This is a genomic window from Beijerinckia indica subsp. indica ATCC 9039, from assembly GCF_000019845.1.
Classification (GTDB): domain Bacteria; phylum Pseudomonadota; class Alphaproteobacteria; order Rhizobiales; family Beijerinckiaceae; genus Beijerinckia; species Beijerinckia indica.
On the sequence record NC_010581.1, the window covers coordinates 3,228,400 to 3,247,814 of the forward strand.

Genomic DNA, 19,415 nt, shown 5'->3' on the forward strand with positions numbered 1-19,415 from the left:
TAATTTGAAACAGCGCACTTGCAAGCGGCGCCGTATTCCAAGCGCTACCTGGGCAGGCGGAACGGCCGTATGCGCGCAGGAAAGATTGGCGTCGCGATCCGGCGCCGCCAAATGAAGCGGCGACGCCCGGATAAGAGCTATGGCAAAAAAAACCGACGATCCCTCAACGGCAGTCCCGAAAAATTACGAGGGGATCGTCAACCTCATTACAAAAAACTATACGAATCTCTCAAGCCGCTTCCAGCAGATCGCACGGTTTTTCACCCATAATCCCAATGTCATCGCTCTCGAATCGATCAATTCGATCGCCGAGAAATGCGGTGTGCATCCCTCAAGTCTCGTCCGTTTTGCCCAGAGCTTTGGTTATTCCGGTTTCAAGGAATTGCAGGCGGTCTTCCAGACCCGGCTTGTCACCACCGCACCCGGCTTTCGCGAGCGCATCAGCGCCCTCGAAAGCGAGTTGTCGCGCAATGAGAGCTCCGGCAATCTTGGCTTTTTGCGAGACTTGGTCGTGCGCGACATTGCCGCGCTTCAAGGATTGCTCGACGGCATAGCGGAAGAGTCCCTGGCCACGACGGCGAACCTACTCACCAAGGCCGATACGATTTACATCGCGGGTCAGCTCCGATCGGAACCGATTGCCTCGTTCCTGCGCTACCTGCTGACGATGCTGCATCGCCGCGTGATTTTTCTCGACCCGGCCGGCGGGCTCGCGCAGGAAATGGCGACGACCATGACGTGCCGCGATGTTCTGGTAGCCATAGCCTTCCGCCATTACGCCAAGGAGGTCGTCGCCATTTGCGATGTCGCTGTTGGCGCTGAAACACCCGTTGTCGCGATTACCGACAGCCAGCTTTCACCGCTCGCCAAGAATGCAAGTGTGCTTTTCACCGTGCCGGAAGATGAATATACATTTTCCCGCTCGCTTGCCGCCCCCATGTGTCTTGTCCAGTGTATTGCGGTCGCCACAGCCGCCGCCCAGCAGCCCGACCGTGATACGGCCCCGCGTATTCCGACCGTGACAGAAATCGCACGCGATCGCGGTGCCAATGAGATGCGGCGCACGCGGGGATAGTGTGCCTTTCGGCTTGCTGAATTTTTGCAAAAAAACTTGCAAATAAATTTTTCCCGCAATAAAAATTACAAAACCCGCGCTCGGACGAGCCAACGGATATGGGAGGACAATGTATGGCGATGGTCCGCTGCACCATGGCGCAGGCCCTGGTTCGTTATCTTTGCAATCAATTCACCATCGTTAACGGCCAGCGTGTGCCGCTCTTTCCCGGTGTCTTCGCAATCTTTGGCCACGGCAATGTCACTTGCCTCGCGGAAGCGCTGGAAGCTGTTCAGGATAAGCTGCCGACCTGGCGCGGCCAGAATGAGCAATCCATGGCGCTGGCAGCGATCGGTTTTGCCAAGGCGGTCCGGCGCCGGCAGATCATGGTCGCGACCAGTTCCATTGGCCCCGGCGCTCTCAACATGGTGACGGCCGCCGGTGTCGCCCACACGAACCGCCTGCCGGTGCTGTTGCTCGCTGGCGACACTTTCGTCAATCGCCGGCCAGATCCAGTCATGCAGCAGGTCGAGCATTTCGGTAATCCGACCATCACCGTCAATGATGCTTTCAAGGCGGTCACCCGTTACTGGGACCGTATCGTCCACCCCGAGCAGGTCATCTCATCCTTGCCGCAGGCGGTCGCTGCCATGCTCGATCCGGCCGATTGCGGTCCGGCTTTCATCGCCCTCCCCCAGGACGTGCAGGAAATGGCTTGGGACTATCCCGAAGCCTTTTTCGCGGAAACGGTGCATAACATTCCACGGCCGCGCCCGGATCGTGGGCGCCTCGATGAAGCAGCCTCTCTTCTCAAGAATGCACAGCGGCCGCTGATCATTTCAGGAGGCGGTGTACGTTATTCCGGCGCCGAAGATGCCCTCGCCGCTTTCGCCGCGAAACACGGCGTTCCGCTGTGTGAAACCATTGCCGGCAAGGGGAGTGTTTCGCATGACCATCCCGTTCATGTCGGGCCGATCGGCATTGTCGGCTCGACATCGGCCAATGCCATGGCCGCGGAAGCGGATGTGATTCTCGCTGTCGGCACGCGGCTCATGGATTTCACGACAGGCTCCTGGTCGTCTTTCCGGCAGGACGCCAAATTCATCACTGTCAATACGGCGCGCTGGGATGCGACCAAACATCGGGCGCTTGCTGTAGTCGGCGATGCGCTCGAAACAGTAAAGGAACTCGATCAAAACCTTGATGGCTGGACGGCCGATACCGCCTGGACCGAACAGGGAAAGATCGAATTCGCGAAATGGAATGTGGCGCTCGACGGTTTCCAAAAGCCGACCAACGATCCAATTCCCACTTATGCGCAGGTCATCGGCGTGGTGAACGCCAAGGCTGGCGAATATGATCTCCTGATCACGGCGGCGGGCGGCCTACCCGGCGAAGTCATGAAGAACTGGCGTGTGAAGGCGCCGAATACATTCGATTGCGAATTCGGCTTTTCCTGCATGGGCTATGAAATCCCTGCTGGCTGGGGCGCCGCCATGGCCGATCCCACACGCACACCCATCGTCATGATCGGCGATGGCACATACATGATGATGAATTCGGATATCTATTCCTCGGTTCTGTCAGGGCACAAGATCATTCTCATCGTCTGCGACAACGGCGGTTATGCCGTCATCAATCGTCTGCAAAACGCCAAGGGCGGTGCCTCCTTCAACAATCTCCTCAAGGATTGTCGGGTGAAGGAGCCCTTCGCGGTGGACTTCAACAAACATGCAGAAGCGATGGGTGCTCTGACGCGGCGGGTGGAAAGTCTCGCCGATCTCGGCCAGGCCGTGGAATGGGCGAAGACCACCGACCGCACCACCGTCATTACCATCGTTTCCGACGCCTTCACCTGGACCCCGGGCGACGCCTGGTGGGATGTGGGCGTGCCGCAAGTGAGTGTCCGCGCGGAAGTCAGTAATGCCGCGCAACAGCAGCAGGAAGGACGGACCCGCCAGCGCGTCGGCGTCTGAGCGTTCCCTCCTCATTTTTCGACCAGACACCGAGGCCGTTCCTGCAGGCGGGACCGATCGCGCCCGCTTGCGCCGCGCGGCCGCGATGAACCTTCTTTCACAAAGATTGTGAGCGAACATGATAGCCAAGCTAGGTATCGCACCCATCGCATGGTCGAATGACGACCTGCCGGAACTCGGTGGACAAACATCCCTTGAAACCTGTCTGCGGGAAAGCCGCGCCGCCGGCTTTTCCGGCGTCGAGACGGGGGGCAAGTTCCCGAAGACGGCCGCAGAACTTGGGCCAAAGCTCGCGGCCTTCGGTCTCTCTCTCGCATCGGGCTGGTATTCCGGCACCGTGCTCGACGCCCCCGACGACCTTGCCGCAGAAAAGGAAAAGGCTGCGAGCCAGCTCCAACTCTTCCGTGAACTTGGCGCCGCCTGCCTCGCCTATGGCGAGACGGCGGGCACCATCCAGAACAAGCGCACGGCTCCGCTCAATTCCCGCCGCCGCCTCGCCGAGGATCAGATCCGTACCTATGGCCACCGCCTGACACGCTTTGCGGAATATTGCTCCGAAAAGGGGGTGCCGCTCGGCTTCCATCACCACATGGGCACCGGGATCGAGACGGAGGAGGACCTCGACCTTCTCATGCGCCACACGGGCGAGGCTGTGGGCCTGCTCTATGATACAGGCCATATGCGTTTTGCCGGTGGCGACCATCTGCGCGTCATCGAAAAGCACGGCCGCCGCATCATTCATGTCCACGCAAAAGACGTTCGAGATCAGGTCATCTCAAGTCTCGACCGCAGTCACGACTCCTTCCTTGACGCCGTGCTTGCCGGAGCCTTCACCGTGCCGGGAGACGGCTCCATCGACTTCAATGCTGTGGCTCAACGCCTCTCGGATGTTGGTTATCAGGGATGGTTCATCGTCGAGGCGGAACAGGATCCGGTCAAGGCCCCGCCTGCCGAATATGCTGTCATCGGCTATCGCGCCTTGTCGGCCGCGCTCCAAAAGGCTGGCTATAAGATCCAGGGAGAGAATACGCATGAGCGCATTGCAGGGTAAAATCGCTGTCGTCACCGGTGGCACGCAGGGGCTTGGCGCCGCCATTGCCCGGACATTCGCTGAACGTGGCGCGGCCGGAATCGTCATTTGTGGCCGCTCGAAGGAAAAGGGCGAAGCCAAGGCCAAGGAGATTTCCTCGACGACTGGGACGGACGTGGTCTTCGTTCCTGCCGATCTCAGTCAGGTGGACGATTGCCTTGCCGTGGTCAGACGCGCGGATGCGAAATTCGGCCGGATCGACGCACTCGTCAATGCTGCGGGAGCCACCGATCGCGGCACCATCATCGATACGTCGCCCGAACTGTTCGACAAGATCTTCGCGGTGAATGTCAAAGGTCCCTTCTTCCTCATGCAAGAAGCCATCAAGCTCATGCGGCGTGAGGGCACCGAAGGGACCATCGTCAACATCTGTTCCATGTCGGCGAAGGCGGGGCAGCCCTTCATCGCTGCTTATTGCAGCTCCAAGGGCGCGCTCGCGACATTGACAGAGAATACAGCTTATACGCTGCTCCGTAACCGTATCCGTGTCAACGCACTCAATATCGGCTGGATGGCTTCCGATGGTGAGGATCAAATCCAGAAGAGCTATCATGGAGCAAGCGATGGTTGGCTAGAAAAAGCCGCCGCCGCCCAGCCGTTCGGCCGGCTGATCGATCCCGACGAGGTCGCGCGCGCGGTTGCCTTTCTCTCCAGTGACGAATCCGGCCTCATGACCGGAAGCGTCATCAATTACGACCAGTCTGTTTGGGGCGCCTACGATTCAGCCCCCAACCCGACCGCTCCACTCTAGTATCCACCCTCATTGAAACGCAGCTTGTCGCGGTTCAATGAGGACAAGTGGATAAGTTTAAAAAGTGACGGGTCGAGAATCTATGTTTCTCGATCCGAGAGCGTTCCAGACATCTCCAAACCACTCCACACAAATATAAAAAGACCCTTGGTCCTAGAGCGACGGCCATAGCGATTCATTCTGGATAGGGCGTCCCACAATGCCCTATCCAATACATTGTTATCCTCTCCGTCATTTCCGTGAGCTTTTAAAGCGTTTCTCATTTTGCCCATGAACGTGGCGAGAGAGTTAATAAGCAAGGGAGGAAATGAACATGAACAAGGTGTTGGTGGCTGCCGCAGCGGTGGCTCTCATGACGGCTCAAGCATCGGCGAAAGACCTCAAATCCATCGGCCTCTCGCTTGCCTCGATGGATAATCCCTATTTCGTCGCCATGGCCAAGGGCGCTACGGCGAGTGCCCAGAAAATCAATCCGAATGTCAAGATCAATACGCTTGATTTCGATTATGATCTGAACAAACAGGCCACACAGATCGATAGTCTCATTGCCTCGGGGGTCGATTTGATCCTGCTCAATCCGGGCGATCCCGCGGCTCTGGAGCCGGTGATCCAACGGGCCCATGCCGCCGGTATTCCCGTCATCGCGGTCGATACAGCAGCCAAAGGCGCCGATATCACCATCACCACGGACAATCGGCAGGCGGGGGAAATCGCCTGTCAATATATCGTCGACAAGCTCGGCGGCAAGGGCAATGTCATCATTCAGAACGGTCCGCAGGTGTCTTCCGTGCGCGAGCGTGTTGAGGGCTGCAAGAAGGCGCTTGCGAATGCTCCGGAGATCGCGGTCCTTTCAAGCGATCAAAATGCCAAAGGATCGCATCGGCATGGCATGAATGTCATGCAGGACCATCTTTCCCAGTTTGCGAAGATCGATGCGGTCTTCACGATCAATGACCGGCAGGCGATTGGCTCTGATTTTGCCGCGCAGCGCCTCCATCGCAACGATCTCATCATTACTTCGGTCGATGGCGCGCCTGATATCGAGGTCGCTCTCAAGGCGAAGAACACCTGCATCCATGCCTCGGCCAGCCAAGATCCCTATGCGATTGCCCAGCTTGCCGTTGATCTCGGCAATGATCTTCTGAACGGCAAGAAGCCCGAGCAGGATGTCATTCTCATCGCGCCGAAACTGGTCACGCGTGAGAATGTCGCTGAATACAAGGGTTGGCGGGCCGAGCGTTAACCAGCGCACCAACATCAACCGCAAAAGGGAGACCTCTTTGCGGTTGATGCGTTTCAAAGAGCTGGAACAGTTGCTCCAGTATCCATTCTTATTGAAGCGCGACTCGTCACGGTTCAATAAGGACAAGTGGATACGGTTTAAAAAGTGACGGTTCGAGAATCTGTGATTCTCGATACGAGGCAGGGGATTGAAAGGCTTCATCCGGCTGACATCATCCGCGTACCAGGATGGACGGCATGAAGCCTCAAGGGGGGTGAGAATGGCATCGAAAAAAGCAGGGCGGCAGCTTCTGCGGGCCACGAGAATCGCGGGGATTTTGGCCTTGGGTTTTGGACTGACGCAGGGCGGGACGGCAGCACGGGCCGCGGATGTCGCGCCGCCAGCCCAAGTGGCGGTGTCGCCCGCGCCTCCCGTCCCGGAACATGACTGGGCCTTGGGGACTTGGGGCGGGGTGCGCTCCGATCTTTATCGCAAGGGTATCGATTTCCAATTCGTCTGGGTTAGCGAAGTCGCCTATAACATGACCGGCGGCGCGGAAAACCGCATCGCCCAGGCCGGCCAGTTGAACCTCGGCGTCACCTTCGATCTGGAAAAATTATTCGGCGATCCGGGTGCCATCTTCCAGATGACCTTCGATAAGCGCGAGGGCCGCAATCTCAATCATGATGCCGGCCTCGACATGCTGGTCCAGCCGCAGGAAGTCTATGGCCGCGGTGACATCTGGCGCCTGACGCAATTCTGGTACGATCAGAAATTCGCCAATGGCGTGATCGATTGGAAAATCGGCAAGATGGCGGTGAGTGAAGACATCACCCAATATCCTTGCGTGTTCATGAACCTGTCGTTCTGCGGCTCGGCGCCGGGCCGCGGCCTCGCCGGCAATTATTTCTTCAATTATCCGATCGGCCAATGGGGCACGCGGGTGCGCTTCAACGCGCCGGAAGCCTATTTCACCCTGGCGGCCTATCAGATGAACCCCAACGTCTTGAAACAAAGCTATGGGGTGAATTTCGATTTCAGCGGCGGCAACGGGGTCCTGCTGCCGATCGAATTCGGCTGGCTGCCGGCTTTTGATGGAGGCCGTCTGCCCGGTGTCTACCAATTCACCGCCTGGTATGGCTCGCAGCAGGCTCAGGACGTCGTGGCCCTCAATTATCCGAATCTCGTGCCGCTCAGCGATCTGCCGGTGGGTGGCCGCTGGGGCGTGAGCTTCCAGATGTCGCAGCAGCTCACGCATCCTTCCGATGATCATCCCAAACAGGGCCTGAGCCTGATCGGCAGCATGGTGATGCTTGATCGGGCGACCTCGACGCTCAACAACCAAGAGACCATCGGCCTCGTCTATCACGGACCGTTCGAGAACCGTCAGGGCGATGAAATCGCCATTGCCTGGGGCCGCACGGAGGTCAATTCGCGCCTGACCAATGCCGCGATCCTGTCCAATGTCCTCGTGCCTGGCTCAGCCGTCGTGCGACGCGCCGAATATCCCTTGGAAATCTACTACAACTTCCATGCCTATAACGGCATCGATGTGCGTCCGAACTTCCAATGGATTCACTGCCCAGGTGGTGTTTGTAACAAACCGGATGTGGCCATCCTCGGTGTGAAAACTGTCATTAATTTCTGAAGCTTCCAAGACAGTTATGCGCCAGTGCTTCAAGAGGGCGAGTGGGTGCTCCATCCGCTATTAGTGATCGTGTCCATTATAATGGACACGATCACTTCCTAAACTTTCATCGTCCGGGCGGTCTTCACCGGATGGATAATGTTCTCCGGTGGATCGCTCAGCGCCAATATTGCGTCAATCGAGACCTACTCCTCTTCGGTCTCTTCTTCCTGCATCCGGCGACTTTCGACGCCTTCCTTCGCTTCATGAAGGACATTCGACACCAGGAAGCGCATCCGCCGTTTCTGGTTGTCGTCGAGGCTGGCATAAAGCGGCTGCCAGGCGTCGGCGAGCTTTCTGAGTGTGTCTGCTCTTTGAGTCAGGTTGTCAGCACGTGCACGCATGAGTTCTATAGGCTCGCCGCCCTTTTCAAGCCGCGCCTGCAAAGCCGCCGAACGTTGTTCCCTCATCGCCGATCTGGCGCGGATGGCGTTCTCTACTGCAGGCCAATATTTTTCCTGGTCGGGCTTCAGCTGCAGTGCGGCCTTGACAATTCCAATCCGCGCATCGGTCAAGGCAGTCCGATCGGCCGCGCTCAAGCGCTGTTGGCTCTGTTGTGCCGGGGCGCCAGCCTGCTGAGCATAGGCGAGCGAAGTTCCAGCAATGAGAAGCGTAGTCAACCCAGTTGCAAGCCTCTTCAACATCCGAACCTCCCAAAGTGAAGCCCCCACCGGGCCGCATAAGAGGCTCACGTTGGGAGCACTGCACGATATAGGTCAGCACCAACTTCTTACTACCGGTTGCGGGCTGTTTCAATCGATCAACTTATATATAAAGCATTGAAATAGCGTAGTTTTAGGTACAACCAAAGTTCCAGCTATCGCAACTCTGCTGGCTCTCCAATCCTTCCAGCCGGCGGACACGGAAGCACCGCCCCGGCGCTTAGATCGGAACGAGTCATTTTTCGTAATCTGTGCCTTTCTCCTCGATCTCCGCCTCTTGCTGAGGCAACAACGGCCCCAAGTCTGCTTCTCCTTCTCCGTCTGTCCAATAGGCGGCAAACAGGTCCTGCCCTGGCAGATCGGCAAGACTGTTGAAGCCAAACTCTCTCAGGAAGGCTTGCGTCGTAACATAGGTGACCGGTGCCCCCGGCTCGGGGCTGCGCGGTCCTGCACCGAGCCAGCCTTTGGCCTTGAGATAGGCCAAGGTATCGCGGCTGATCTCACGGCCGAAGAAAGCACCCAGCCGCGCGCGAGTGATCGGCTGGAAATGCCCGATCGCCAGGAGCAATGTCGCATCCTTCTGGCTGGGGCCGCCATCCGGTCCCGCCAAGAACCCCGCCGCGCGCAAAACCGGCGCCAGAGACGGTCTTGTCCGCAGCTGCCAGCCGCCCGCGACAGCCACGACCTCGTAGGGGCGCCCTCGCAGATCCTCGCGCAGATCGGCGATGAGGTCCTCGATCACGCAGGCAGCGCCAACTACCTGGGCAAGCACGTCCCGCGAGACTGGCTCGGCGGCGGCGAAGAGGAGCGCTTCGACGCGCCGCAGCCATTCACGCCAGCGCAAGGCGGGCGGTAGAGCCTCGAGCTCGCGCTCGAAGGATGGATCGGAACGAGACCGTCGTGCCATGGTCACAGCCCATATAACCGGAAAGCGGCACGACCCGACAATTCGCGGACGGCGCCTTGGGCGACCAGATGATCGAACAGCCGACGTCCGGCCCGATCGCTCAGATGCGGCTGCAGCAAGCGAGGAGTCACGGCATCCTCTTCGAGCAGCATCAGAATCGCCCGATCAATTTTCTTGATACGCAAGCTGGGGGCCGCCGCGAAGAGGCGTTCCCCCGCCTGGTGCAGGGTGGCGAACAGAGCCAAGGCTTCGGCCCCTGCCCTCGCCATGTGGCGGCTGCACAGGGTCAGCCAGGCGGTCTTGTCGCAACCAGCGCTTCGCGCAGCAGCCCAGGATACCGATAGCAGGCTCAGAGGCACCGGCGCCACCCATCCCAGGGATCGGGCAAGGACTACATCCGTCAGCCAAAGAGCCAAAACTTCGACCGGCAGGACCCAGGTCCTGCCCTCTTCAGCCTCGCGATGCTCCAGGACCGCCGCAGCGCAAGCGGCCGCCGCATGCAACGGCGTCGGCTGTTTCTTTGCCGCAGTGACACCGGCTTCCATCAGAGCTTTGAGAGTGGGCTCCCTTGCAACGCCCTGCCCCTCACAAAACGCGTCCCACCAGCTTTTGGGGTGGGTGGGATCAAGGCTGACGAGCGCCCGCACCCAACCGAGCCAGCGGCCGGCCGGACCGGGATCGGCATCCGGCGCGCGCAACACCCAGGCGTCGCGCAACTGGCGTTCAGTTTCCGGACGGCCTATCTGCCGGACAAGGACTGCGGCGGCATGTACGGCAAGGCGGCGGCGCCAGAGGGTCCCGATCGGCGACGCGGAACCCGCCACCGGCTGTAGGCAGCCCAGCACGGCACCAGCCCGAAACGCTTGCGCCTCTGCCCCTTCCCCTCTCCCCGAAAGTAACGGCGTTCGGTCAGCCTTTTCAAGCTCCTGCGTGTCCTGCAGCCAGGGTGGCAGGACGGGAGCGGGCGGCAGCGGGGGTAGAATAAGGCGGGGCGGCATGGCTCCATTTTAAGCCAAGACGGCGCTTTGTCATGTGGAAAGACCGTTCAACGCCGCGTTGAGCGGTTCGGCGAGCGCTCGGCGCGCTTCCGGTCGATCATCAACACCACATCATGACTCATTCCCTCAATGCGCCAGGCGTTCCAATAGATCGCGAACATGCACCTGATCCGCCTTGTAGTTGCCGGTCAGCGTATACATCACGAGATTGATACCACCACGTAATGCCATTTCATGCTGGCGGCGATCGCCGGGGATCAAAGCATAGAGCGTGTCACCATAGGCATCGGCCGCCCAGCCCGCGGCGAGATCATTCGAGGTAATGACGATGGGCGAGACGCCATCACCCGAGCGCACCGGCCGCGCATCGCCATTCTCCGTCTGCGGCGGCAGAGCCTCGATCCAGGTACTGCCTGTCTCGTAGCGGCCGACGAAACCATCGAGAAGATAGAAAGTCTTCGTCACCACATGATCGGCCGGTATGGGTTCGAGTTGTGGCACATCCACTCCGTCAAGAAGCCGGCGCAGCCAAAGGGCTTCAGGCGTCGGAGGACCATCGGGCCGAGCCGTCAAGGCATCACGTGTGTCGAAGAGGACGGTGCCCCCCTGTTTCATAAAGGCCGAAAGCTTGCCCGCAACCTCGCGCGGAGGCTGTGCGGCATTGGCGGCGATCGGCCAATAGAGCAGAGGATAGAAAGCCAGTTCGTCATGCGCCGGATCGACGCCGATCGGTTCGCCCGGCACCATCGATGTCCGCGATGCGAGCGCGCGGGACAGGCTGATGAGCCCGGCCCGGCTGATTTCATCGACCTTCGCATCGCCGCTGCGCACATAGGCAAGACGCGTGGTGAGCGCGGATTCAATATCCCTTTGACTGATCGCTTCCCGTGAGGTGGCGGCGGGTTGCGCCGCCTCAAGGCGATCTTGTGGTAACAGCAGCACGCCAGTGCAAAAGCCGATCGCAAGCATTGCGGCGAGCCGGCGCGAAAAACGCGTCAGGCCACCGGCGAGCCACAGCGAAAAGACCGCATCAGCCAAACAGAGAATGAAGGCTGCAAATACCAGGAAGACGCGCAGATCCACCGGCCGCCCGATCTGCAATTCCTGCTCGTTCAATCCGACGCCCTCCAGGTGAATCGCCGCTAATGTTTGTGTAGGCGTCAATGTATTGACAGCGAACAGAGCCTCCGGCGGGCCGTAAAATCCCGGTGGATGTTCGGCATCGGCGGTTCCGGTGAAGGGAATGGGCAAGGGCCGCGCGAGCGGCGAAGGGGCGCCAAGAACACCAAATCCATCGAGCGTGCGCCAAGGGCTCAGGCTCTCCGGCCGATGCGTGTCAAAGGCAGGGGCGATTTCCCCTTCCACCCCCTCACGCTGACCCGTCTCCCCCGAGAGCGCCACAATCTTGCGCAACATATCGACAAACAGGCCCGAAAGCGGCAGATTGGACCATGTTGTATCCGCCGTCATGTGAAACAGCACGATCATCCCCTTGCCACGCTGCGCGGCGGTGACAAGCGGCGTGCCGTCAGACAATTGCGCCCAGGTTTTCGCGGCAAGCCCGGCATCAGGCTCGGCCAAAACCTGTCGCGACACCGTGACTTCCTCCGGCACGGCGAGGCCGAAGAACGGGCTTTGCTGATCGAAGGGTGCGAGCCGTTTCGGAATATCCCAGGAGAGCGAGCCGCCCAAAACCCTGCCCCCACGCCGCAATCGCACCGGCACGAGATCATCGGAGGCTCCGGCAAGACGCGTCCCGGCGAAGCGGAGCAAAATGCCCCCTTTTTCGACGAAACGCACCAATTGCTCATGCGCGGAGGCCGACATCATGCCGATATCGGCCAGGATCAAGACATCGACGTTCTCGTTTAAAAGCGTCGCGATCGGATCCGCCGTCCCCGGCCGCACCTCACGCACATCGGCGAAAGGCGCCAGCGCCTTGGTCAGATAATAATTCGGCGCGAGCAGGGGTTGCGAGACATCGGCGGTCTCGCCGCTGATGACACCGATACGCCGACGCTTGCTGCTCTCATCAAGCAAGGAGACCGCACCGGCGGAAGGCTCTCCCTCAATGTCCAGGCGGGCAATTTCATTCCGCAATTCAATTGGCAGATCGAAACGCGCATGGGTCTCGAGATTTCCGTTCCACTGAAATCCCGCCTCGGCGATCGTCAGCCCCTTAGCATCGCGCGCCCGCACGAGACCGCCTTCTTCTCCTTTGGCCGCAGACCGCAAGACCCGGACATCGAGGCCGCCACCGCTATTATGCGGGCCGGCCAAGGCACGCACCGGCTTCGGATCCCGTAAGACAACAAGTTTCGGGCCGAGCTTGGCGAGTTTTTCAGCGAAATCGCGAGCGTGGCCTTCCTCGAGCCCATCGCTGATCCAGACGATGGCGGCAGGCTGTTGATGCGTCACGAAACGCTCGATGGCTTCGAGGAGAGGCAGATGATCCGGCTGATAGGGAACCGGCCTGACCGCCCGTAAATGATCAAGCGCGCGCGCCGCCTCCAGGGCCATAATCTCGCGCCCGCCTTCCGACGTGGCCACAAGCGCCACCGGACGCCCTTCCTCGCGCCACGCATCAATATGCTGCATGGCGGCGCTCGTCCGGTTTTCCCAACCCGGCGCGGCCGGCCAACCATCGTCGATCACGATCAGGAGTGGCCCTTTCTCAGTCGCCAGCGTCGGCAACGGATTCCACAACGGCCCTGCCATCGCTAGAATGATGAGAGCCGCGATCGTCAGCCGCAGGAGCAAAAGCCACCAAGGCGTATGATGCGGCGTCTCCTCACGCGGTTGCAGGTCGAGGATCAAGCGCAAAGGCGGGAAGGGAATCCGCTGGGGCCGGGGCGGTGTCGCCCGCAACAGATAATAAAGGATGGGCAGCCCGGCGAGCGCCAAGGTCACGGCTGGTACCGTAAAGGCGAGCGGCAAACCGAACATCAGCCCTCCCTTGCCGTCACGGCCATGCCGCCGGCCTCGAGACGCATGCGCAAAGCGAGCAGAGCCTCTGAGGCTGGATGATCGGTCCGATGGATGGACAAGCTCCAGCCTTTCGCCCTGGTCAGGGCAGCAATGGCGTCGCGATGAGCGGCGAGTCTGTGCTGATAATCCTGCGCGAAATCCTCTGCCTGTCCAACGCGGAAACGTGCAGGCGAATCGACATCGATCAATTCCGCATGCCCCTTGAAGGGGAAGGTCTCCTCAATCGGATCGGCGATCATAACGAGATGGCCATTCGCTCCTTGAGCGCTGAGCCGCTCGATGACACGGGCGAGATCCGCCACGTCGCAGAGGAAATCACCAATTAGCAAAGCCTGTGCGCCGCGCGGAAGAGACATGGCCTCGGGCAATTCCGCAGGCCGATAATCAGGGGCTTTCTCCTCCAGAAGCCAGGCCTCGGCCAGACGCTCGACGATCTGGCGCGTCGCCAGCGGCCGCGTGAGGCCGAGCAGCGCCACCCTCTCCCCCGCTGCCACCAGAAGATCGGCTGCGGCAAGGCCCAGCACCAAGGCGCGATCCACTTTTGATTGCATGGCGAGGCTCGAAAGGAAATACATGGAAGCACTACGATCGACCCAGAGATAGATCGTGTGAGCGGCCTCCCATTCCCGTTCGCGCACATAGAGGTTCTGGTCGCGCGCGGAGCGTCGCCAGTCGATGCGGGCAGCCGATTCCCCCACTGTGAAGGGCCGAAATTGCCAAAAGGTCTCGCCCGTGCCGGGCCTGCGGCGTCCATGCACGCCATGCATGACACTCGCGGCAATATCGCGCGCCGCGACGATCAGGCCAGGGAAGCGGGCAGCCAGGCGCAAAGCCTCGTCTTGCTGGCTAGGACCGAGACCGTGAAGGGCGGGATCGAGAAGCGAGGCGGTCGGCACGGGTTCAGGAGAGCCTTTGGATCAATTTGCCGATCACATCGCTCACCGTCAGCCCCTCGGCCCGCGCGGTAAAAGTCAAAGCCATGCGATGTTTGAGGATCGGTTGAGCGAGAGCGATCACATCCTCGATGGACGGCGACAAACGTCCTGTCACCAAGGCGCGGGCGCGGGAGGCCAGCATCAAGGCCTGCGCGGCGCGCGGCCCTGGTCCCCAGGCGATATGTTTGGTCAGTTCGGCATGGCCTTCACCGGGTCGCGCCGAACGCACGAGGTCGAGGATCGCCTCCACCACTGTTTCGCCAACTGGCAAGCGGCGCACGAGACGTTGCGTCGCCAGCAAATCCTCGACGCTCATCGCGGGCCTGGGCGCCGCTTGCACTTCGCCGGTGGTCTCGATCAGGATGCGCCGTTCGGCATCACGATCGGGATAGACCACGTCGATCTGCATGAGAAAGCGATCGAGTTGCGCCTCCGGCAAAGGGTAAGTACCCTCCTGTTCAAGCGGGTTCTGCGTCGCCAGAACATGGAAAGGCTGCGGCAAGTCATGCCGTTCGCCAGCGACCGAGACATGATATTCCTGCATGGCCTGCAATAAGGCCGATTGCGTGCGGGGGCTCGCCCGGTTGATTTCATCGGCCATCAGCAATTGAGTGAAGATCGGCCCCTTGATGAATCGGAAGACGCGGCGGTGGTCGACGCTTTCCTCCAGCACTTCCGACCCCAGAATATCAGCCGGCATGAGATCCGGGGTGAATTGGACGCGGCGCGCCTCAAGTCCTAGAACCGTGCCCAAGGTTTCCACGAGCTTGGTTTTGGCAAGACCCGGGACACCGACCAGTAGGCCATGGCCACCGGCAAACAAAGTCACCAGCGCATCCTCGACGACACGCTCCTGGCCGAAAATAATAGCCTCAATGGCACTGCGCGCGGCCGCGATCCGTTCCAGGGTCGCTTCGGCATTGCGGACCAAAGCGTCTTCAAGCGAAGTCGTGAGCACTTCCGGCATGATAGGGCCTTTCGCGAACCGGCCAGGGAGAACCAGCTTTGATTGATGATGGTTGAATTGTTTCCAGCCGAACCTGACGGAGCATCCCGCTGGGCGAACCCATCCCATTGACGATATAATTCACTATCACAGCGGAAATGACCACATTCTGTTTCGAGTTCAACCCTTGAACGCCCTGAAAATCAAGAACACCCCGAAAATCCAGACATGGCTTTCGCCAAGCAGGTGGCTGGCTGAGGAGGATAGTCCAGATTATCCTTCATATAATCCGCGAAAATGGCGCGGAGATTATGGCCTGATCCTGGGATATGAGAACGCCAATGAGCGGCAGCGATGAAAAGACGAAAAAGACGGTTTTGACGCCCGCCACCTCGCCCCCTCCCCTTTCCCTCCTGGCAGGCCAATTGGACGCGGGCCTCGCACATGCGGCTCACCTGCCCCCGATCGATCAATGGAATCCTCCCTTTTGCGGCATGATTCCCATGCGCATCGCCCGCGATGGACGCTGGTTCCATCAGGGCACACCGATCGAGCGACCAGCTCTCGTTCAATTGTTCTCCAAGCTCTTGCGCAAGGATGGCGAGCGCTACGTCCTCGTCACGCCGGTCGAATGTGTCGGCATTGAAGTCGAGGACGCGCCTTTCCTCGCCGTTGAGATGAAGATTGAGAACGAAGGCAGCCTTCAGATCCTTTCCTTGCGCACCAATTTCGATGATTGGGTGCAAATTGGGACAGCGCACCCCTTACGATTCGAAACTCAGCCCGATGGCGGTCTCAAGCCCTATGTCCTGGTGCGCGGTGATCTCTGGGCACTCGCGACACGCTCCCTCCTCGTTGAACTCACTGATTACGGAACCATTGAGGATTGGCGGGGTGAGCCTTGGTTCGGGCTGCGCTCGGATGGGCAGTTCTTTGCCATGGCCAAAGCCAATGGTTTGAGTGATTAACCACGGCGCGACCGCCCGGCGAATTCAGACCTCGCAGCCAGATGGCTGTTGATCCTCCCTTATGCGCAGATTTTCAGAGAGCGATGCCAATACACACGACCACACGGCCGGAAACCACCGCCCTTCTTGCTCATAAAGGGGTGGAGCGGATCTTCGCGATCTTCAATGGCGCGGGCGAGGAAACCCGGATCGTCGGCGGCTCCGTGCGCAATGCACTCGCCGGTCAGCATGTGCACGAATTCGACTTCGCCACCACCGCCTTGCCCGAGATCATCCAGGCGCGCGCCGAGGCTGCCGGCCTGAAATATATTCCGACCGGCATCGAACACGGGACCATTACGATCCTCGCCGGGGGAGAAAGTTTCGAGATCACGACCCTGCGCAAGGATGTCGAAACCGATGGCCGCCGTGCCATTGTCCGTTTCGGTCGCGATTTCGAAGAAGATGCTCATCGTCGTGACTTCACCATCAATGCGCTCTCTATGGATCAACACGGCACCCTTTATGATTATACGGGAGGCCTCGCAGATCTTGCCGCCGGCCGTGTCCGGTTCATCGGCGCGGCGCGGCAAAGAATTCGGGAAGATTATTTGCGCATTTTGCGCCTGTTCCGCTTTTCCGCTGATTTCGCAGGAGGCCGGCTCGATGCCGAAGGCCTTGATGCCGCAATCAGGGAACGCGAAGGCTTGCGGCGGCTTTCCACCGAACGTATCCGCGCCGAATTACTGAAACTGATGGGGGGCAAAAGGGTCGCTGAAGTCGCCTATGAAATCGCCGAAGCCGGCCTGTTCACGCCCCTGTTGCCGCTGGTCCCGCAACCCAGCCGGCTCAATCGGTTCATCACGATCGAGACAGAAGCAACCCAGGATCCCTTGCTGCGCCTTGCCGCCCTTTTCACCATGGTCAGGGAAAATGTCACCGCCTTGCGTGTCCATCTTTCGCTTTCAAATGCGGAAACCACGCGTCTCGATCACGCGGTCACCTTAGCTAGTTCCCTGCATGCTCTCGCAGAGCCACCCAGTGAGCCAGCTATGAGGGCGCTGCTCCTGCATCGGTCTCACCAAACTCTCGACGACGCCTTCGTGCTGACACAAGCAGGAGCACCCGCCGCTTTGGGAGCCGCCTGGGCTTCGGCAAGAGCCAGATTGCGCACCCTGCCGAAACCAAAGCTGCCCTTTTCCGGCGCGGATCTCATTGCCCGCGGCATCAGCCCCGGCCCAGGCATGGGCGAGGCTCTGCAAAGACTGGAAAAAGCTTGGATCGCGGCCGGATTTCCCGAGGATTCCGAGAGCCTTGCCGCTTTGCTCGATCGGATTGCCCCGGCGAGGAGGGTTTAATCCAAAAAGAAGGGCACTTTGGCTCCCAAGGAACCCAAGTGCCCGAAATTTTCATTGCTCTTTTTGTTATACCAACGGTCATAATCAATGACCGTTGGACCGCTCTTGAATTTTCGCTCTCGCTTTGAAAAAGCGAAAATTCAAGAAAGGAACCAAAGGTCGTTCTTCACGACCTTTGGTATTATATTTTAGCGCATGATGCCCGGCTGCTTCGGCGGACCATCGAGATAGTTCGGCTCCACACCTTCGGTGTCGATGAACACCGCGCCATCCTCGATCTTCAGCGGATATTCGGCGAGTGAGCAGGGCTTACCCTTGAGGCACTTGCCGGTCGTGCCGTCGAACAGCCAGTCATGGTGATGGCATTCGAGATCCTTGCCGTTAAAACGGGCATCAGCCAAGGGCTCCTTGGCATGCGGGCACATGCCCTGGAAAGCACGCGGCTGGCCACCTTCCGGCCAAATGATCAAGCAAAGCGTGCGATTGGGAACCGCAACGTCATATTTGCCCTCAATCAACTCAGATTCTTCGCAAACTTTGACGAATGCCATAAAAACAGCTCCTGGTTTTGGATGAAGCAGAGGTGCGCCCGTCCGAACTTTGATTATTTCCAATCATGCAAGCGGTAAGCCACTGATGGCCGTCGTTGAGCGCATTTCCGGGCGTATCATGGACCCATGCGTTGTCCATGACGATCGCAACATCTTTCAGTTATTGTGAGGCTGTGTCGAGAAAGTGAGCAGAATCTGCTTTCTGCTGAGCGACCAAACAGTTTCTCAGATCACATCCAAAAATTCTTTGATCCTGAAACCGGAGAATGCATGAATACCGTCGAAATGACCTCAGATAAATCTGATAAAATTTAAATAACAGGTTAAGACGGGTTAGCAGCAACCATATGAGGTTAAAGAATGACGAGTGCTCGCAATATTATCTATTCGTCGAAACATCGGGCCGAGTTGCAGGACTATCCGGTGGCAGATATAGATGAAGACAAGCACTTCTCGCGCCTTTTCGATGTATCAAAAAATTTTACTATGACCGGAAAGGAGGCGATGTATGGACTGTACCAGGCCGTTTCTTACGTTGTCTCCCGGGGTATTCCAGGCGACTTTGTTGAATGTGGCGTGTGGCGCGGCGGGAGCAGCCTGCTCGCGGGCTTGGCATTCCGTGATCTTGAAGTCGTGTCAAAGACCAGACTCCGGCATATTTTCTCGAGACTACGAGATCGCGCTCCTCGTCCGCGTCGACTATGGCTTTACGACACATACGAGGGGATGACGGCTCCAACAGAGGTCGACGTGGAGATCGGCGGTAAAACTGCCCAATCATATATAGAGCAATACGCGGATGATGGACGGTGGTGCTACGCCGCTGAGGCAGATGTGCGTCAAACCTTGATTCAAAACGGACTCGATGAAAGCCAGTTTCAATTGGTCAAGGGAGATGTCTGCCAAACACTGAAGAGCACGGTGCCATCAAAAATATCTATCTTGCGTTTAGATACAGACTGGTACGAGTCAACTAAAGTCGAAATGGAAGTGCTTTATCCACTTTTATCCCCGGGCGGTGTTTTGATCATTGATGATTATGGGCATTGGGAAGGCTCCAGGAAAGCTATAGACGAATATTTCAAGACAAAGCCAATATTTCTACACAGAACAACTTACGCTGTACGAACAGGAATTAAGATATAAATATTATACACTACATTATAATATATATTTATTATTAATTCATAAAGTTCATAATGGATATGTTTATTACGTATTAACTGGCATTACTAAAGGATGTTACTTTGGTAGATCTCTAAGCAAAGCCTTCCCTTCCACCGATAATAGAACAAGCCATTTTAGCCAGGTCGCTTCATCCAGATTCCCTTGATAATTGCTGG

General features: G+C 58.6%; 16 protein-coding genes. 9 read left to right on the forward strand and 7 right to left on the reverse strand.

Annotation, left to right across the window (positions count from 1 at the left end):
- The first annotated feature begins 139 nt into the window (after nucleotides 1-139).
- The 6 genes from BIND_RS14285 to BIND_RS14310 all read left to right on the forward strand — a co-directional run bounded on the left by BIND_RS14285 (nucleotide 140) and on the right by BIND_RS14310 (nucleotide 7,741).
- Nucleotides 140-1,075 (forward strand): MurR/RpiR family transcriptional regulator, encoded by a 936-nt coding sequence (locus tag BIND_RS14285; RefSeq protein ID WP_012385753.1) that lies wholly within the window; start codon nucleotides 140-142, stop codon nucleotides 1,073-1,075.
- 113 nt (nucleotides 1,076-1,188) lie between these two features.
- Nucleotides 1,189-3,030, forward strand: a complete 1,842-nt coding sequence (gene iolD, locus BIND_RS14290; RefSeq protein WP_012385754.1) for a 3D-(3,5/4)-trihydroxycyclohexane-1,2-dione acylhydrolase (decyclizing) — start codon at nucleotides 1,189-1,191, stop codon at nucleotides 3,028-3,030.
- A gap of 118 nt (nucleotides 3,031-3,148) precedes the next feature.
- Nucleotides 3,149-4,081: a myo-inosose-2 dehydratase gene (gene iolE, locus BIND_RS14295; protein WP_012385755.1), complete on the forward strand. Its 933-nt coding sequence runs from the start codon at nucleotides 3,149-3,151 to the stop codon at nucleotides 4,079-4,081.
- Nucleotides 4,062-4,871, forward strand: coding sequence for an SDR family oxidoreductase (locus tag BIND_RS14300; protein WP_012385756.1), 810 nt, complete (start codon nucleotides 4,062-4,064; stop codon nucleotides 4,869-4,871). Before iolE ends, BIND_RS14300 begins: the two co-directional genes overlap by 20 nt.
- Before the next feature lie 313 nt (nucleotides 4,872-5,184).
- A complete protein-coding gene (locus BIND_RS14305; protein ID WP_012385757.1) occupies nucleotides 5,185-6,114 on the forward strand; it encodes an ABC transporter substrate-binding protein in 930 nt (309 codons plus the stop codon).
- A gap of 259 nt (nucleotides 6,115-6,373) precedes the next feature.
- The gene (locus tag BIND_RS14310; protein WP_012385758.1) at nucleotides 6,374-7,741 is read left to right on the forward strand and encodes a carbohydrate porin; all 1,368 of its coding nucleotides are present in this window, start codon (nucleotides 6,374-6,376) and stop codon (nucleotides 7,739-7,741) included.
- Between the two features lie 185 nt (nucleotides 7,742-7,926).
- On the opposite strand, the gene BIND_RS14315 is transcribed toward BIND_RS14310, so the two are convergent.
- From BIND_RS14315 to BIND_RS14340, 6 genes are all read right to left on the reverse strand, one after another.
- Complete coding sequence (locus BIND_RS14315) at nucleotides 7,927-8,424, reverse strand: Spy/CpxP family protein refolding chaperone (protein WP_012385759.1); 498 nt, start codon at nucleotides 8,422-8,424, stop codon at nucleotides 7,927-7,929.
- A 253-nt stretch (nucleotides 8,425-8,677) separates the two neighbouring features.
- Nucleotides 8,678-9,349, reverse strand: coding sequence for an SMC-Scp complex subunit ScpB (gene scpB / locus BIND_RS14320; protein WP_012385760.1), 672 nt, complete (start codon nucleotides 9,347-9,349; stop codon nucleotides 8,678-8,680).
- 2 nt (nucleotides 9,350-9,351) lie between these two features.
- Nucleotides 9,352-10,347, reverse strand: a complete 996-nt coding sequence (locus BIND_RS14325; RefSeq protein ID WP_012385761.1) for a DUF1403 family protein — start codon at nucleotides 10,345-10,347, stop codon at nucleotides 9,352-9,354.
- A gap of 126 nt (nucleotides 10,348-10,473) precedes the next feature.
- Entirely contained in the window at nucleotides 10,474-13,293 is a 2,820-nt protein-coding gene (locus BIND_RS14330) for a DUF4159 domain-containing protein (protein WP_012385762.1), read from the reverse strand.
- Nucleotides 13,293-14,231 (reverse strand): DUF58 domain-containing protein, encoded by a 939-nt coding sequence (locus BIND_RS14335; protein WP_012385763.1) that lies wholly within the window; start codon nucleotides 14,229-14,231, stop codon nucleotides 13,293-13,295. Before BIND_RS14335 ends, BIND_RS14330 begins: the two co-directional genes overlap by 1 nt.
- Before the next feature lie 4 nt (nucleotides 14,232-14,235).
- The gene (locus BIND_RS14340) at nucleotides 14,236-15,237 is read right to left on the reverse strand and encodes an AAA family ATPase (RefSeq protein ID WP_012385764.1); all 1,002 of its coding nucleotides are present in this window, start codon (nucleotides 15,235-15,237) and stop codon (nucleotides 14,236-14,238) included.
- A gap of 320 nt (nucleotides 15,238-15,557) precedes the next feature.
- Here BIND_RS14340 and BIND_RS14345 point away from each other — a divergent pair, with 320 nt between their 5' ends.
- On the forward strand, nucleotides 15,558-16,184 hold the full coding sequence (locus BIND_RS14345) for a DUF1285 domain-containing protein (protein ID WP_012385765.1): 627 nt from the start codon (nucleotides 15,558-15,560) through the stop codon (nucleotides 16,182-16,184).
- Nucleotides 16,185-16,267: 83 nt separating this feature from the next.
- Nucleotides 16,268-17,521 carry a CCA tRNA nucleotidyltransferase gene (locus BIND_RS14350; RefSeq protein ID WP_012385766.1) on the forward strand — a complete coding sequence of 418 codons (1,254 nt, stop codon included), beginning with the start codon at nucleotides 16,268-16,270 and terminating at the stop codon, nucleotides 17,519-17,521.
- Nucleotides 17,522-17,709: 188 nt separating this feature from the next.
- Here the strand turns inward: BIND_RS14350 and BIND_RS14355 are convergent, their stop codons facing one another.
- Nucleotides 17,710-18,072, reverse strand: coding sequence for a Rieske 2Fe-2S domain-containing protein (locus BIND_RS14355; protein WP_012385767.1), 363 nt, complete (start codon nucleotides 18,070-18,072; stop codon nucleotides 17,710-17,712).
- A 360-nt stretch (nucleotides 18,073-18,432) separates the two neighbouring features.
- Between BIND_RS14355 and BIND_RS14360 the strand changes: the two genes are divergently transcribed.
- Entirely contained in the window at nucleotides 18,433-19,218 is a 786-nt protein-coding gene (locus BIND_RS14360) for a TylF/MycF/NovP-related O-methyltransferase (protein ID WP_012385768.1), read from the forward strand.
- Nucleotides 19,219-19,415 lie beyond the last annotated feature (197 nt).

Coding starts and splice junctions, on each gene's coding strand:
- BIND_RS14355 (WP_012385767.1), bottom strand. CDS start 18,072: ATGGCATTCGTCAAAGTTTGCGAAGAATCTGAGTTGATTGAGGGCAAA.
- BIND_RS14340 (WP_012385764.1), bottom strand. CDS start 15,237: ATGCCGGAAGTGCTCACGACTTCGCTTGAAGACGCTTTGGTCCGCAAT.
- BIND_RS14350 (WP_012385766.1), top strand. CDS start 16,268: ATGCCAATACACACGACCACACGGCCGGAAACCACCGCCCTTCTTGCT.
- BIND_RS14310 (WP_012385758.1), top strand. CDS start 6,374: ATGGCATCGAAAAAAGCAGGGCGGCAGCTTCTGCGGGCCACGAGAATC.
- BIND_RS14285 (WP_012385753.1), top strand. CDS start 140: ATGGCAAAAAAAACCGACGATCCCTCAACGGCAGTCCCGAAAAATTAC.
- scpB (WP_012385760.1), bottom strand. CDS start 9,349: ATGGCACGACGGTCTCGTTCCGATCCATCCTTCGAGCGCGAGCTCGAG.
- BIND_RS14315 (WP_012385759.1), bottom strand. CDS start 8,424: ATGTTGAAGAGGCTTGCAACTGGGTTGACTACGCTTCTCATTGCTGGA.
- BIND_RS14305 (WP_012385757.1), top strand. CDS start 5,185: ATGAACAAGGTGTTGGTGGCTGCCGCAGCGGTGGCTCTCATGACGGCT.
- iolE (WP_012385755.1), top strand. CDS start 3,149: ATGATAGCCAAGCTAGGTATCGCACCCATCGCATGGTCGAATGACGAC.
- BIND_RS14360 (WP_012385768.1), top strand. CDS start 18,433: ATGACGAGTGCTCGCAATATTATCTATTCGTCGAAACATCGGGCCGAG.
- BIND_RS14300 (WP_012385756.1), top strand. CDS start 4,062: ATGAGCGCATTGCAGGGTAAAATCGCTGTCGTCACCGGTGGCACGCAG.
- iolD (WP_012385754.1), top strand. CDS start 1,189: ATGGCGATGGTCCGCTGCACCATGGCGCAGGCCCTGGTTCGTTATCTT.
- BIND_RS14345 (WP_012385765.1), top strand. CDS start 15,558: ATGAGCGGCAGCGATGAAAAGACGAAAAAGACGGTTTTGACGCCCGCC.
- BIND_RS14330 (WP_012385762.1), bottom strand. CDS start 13,293: ATGTTCGGTTTGCCGCTCGCCTTTACGGTACCAGCCGTGACCTTGGCG.
- BIND_RS14325 (WP_012385761.1), bottom strand. CDS start 10,347: ATGCCGCCCCGCCTTATTCTACCCCCGCTGCCGCCCGCTCCCGTCCTG.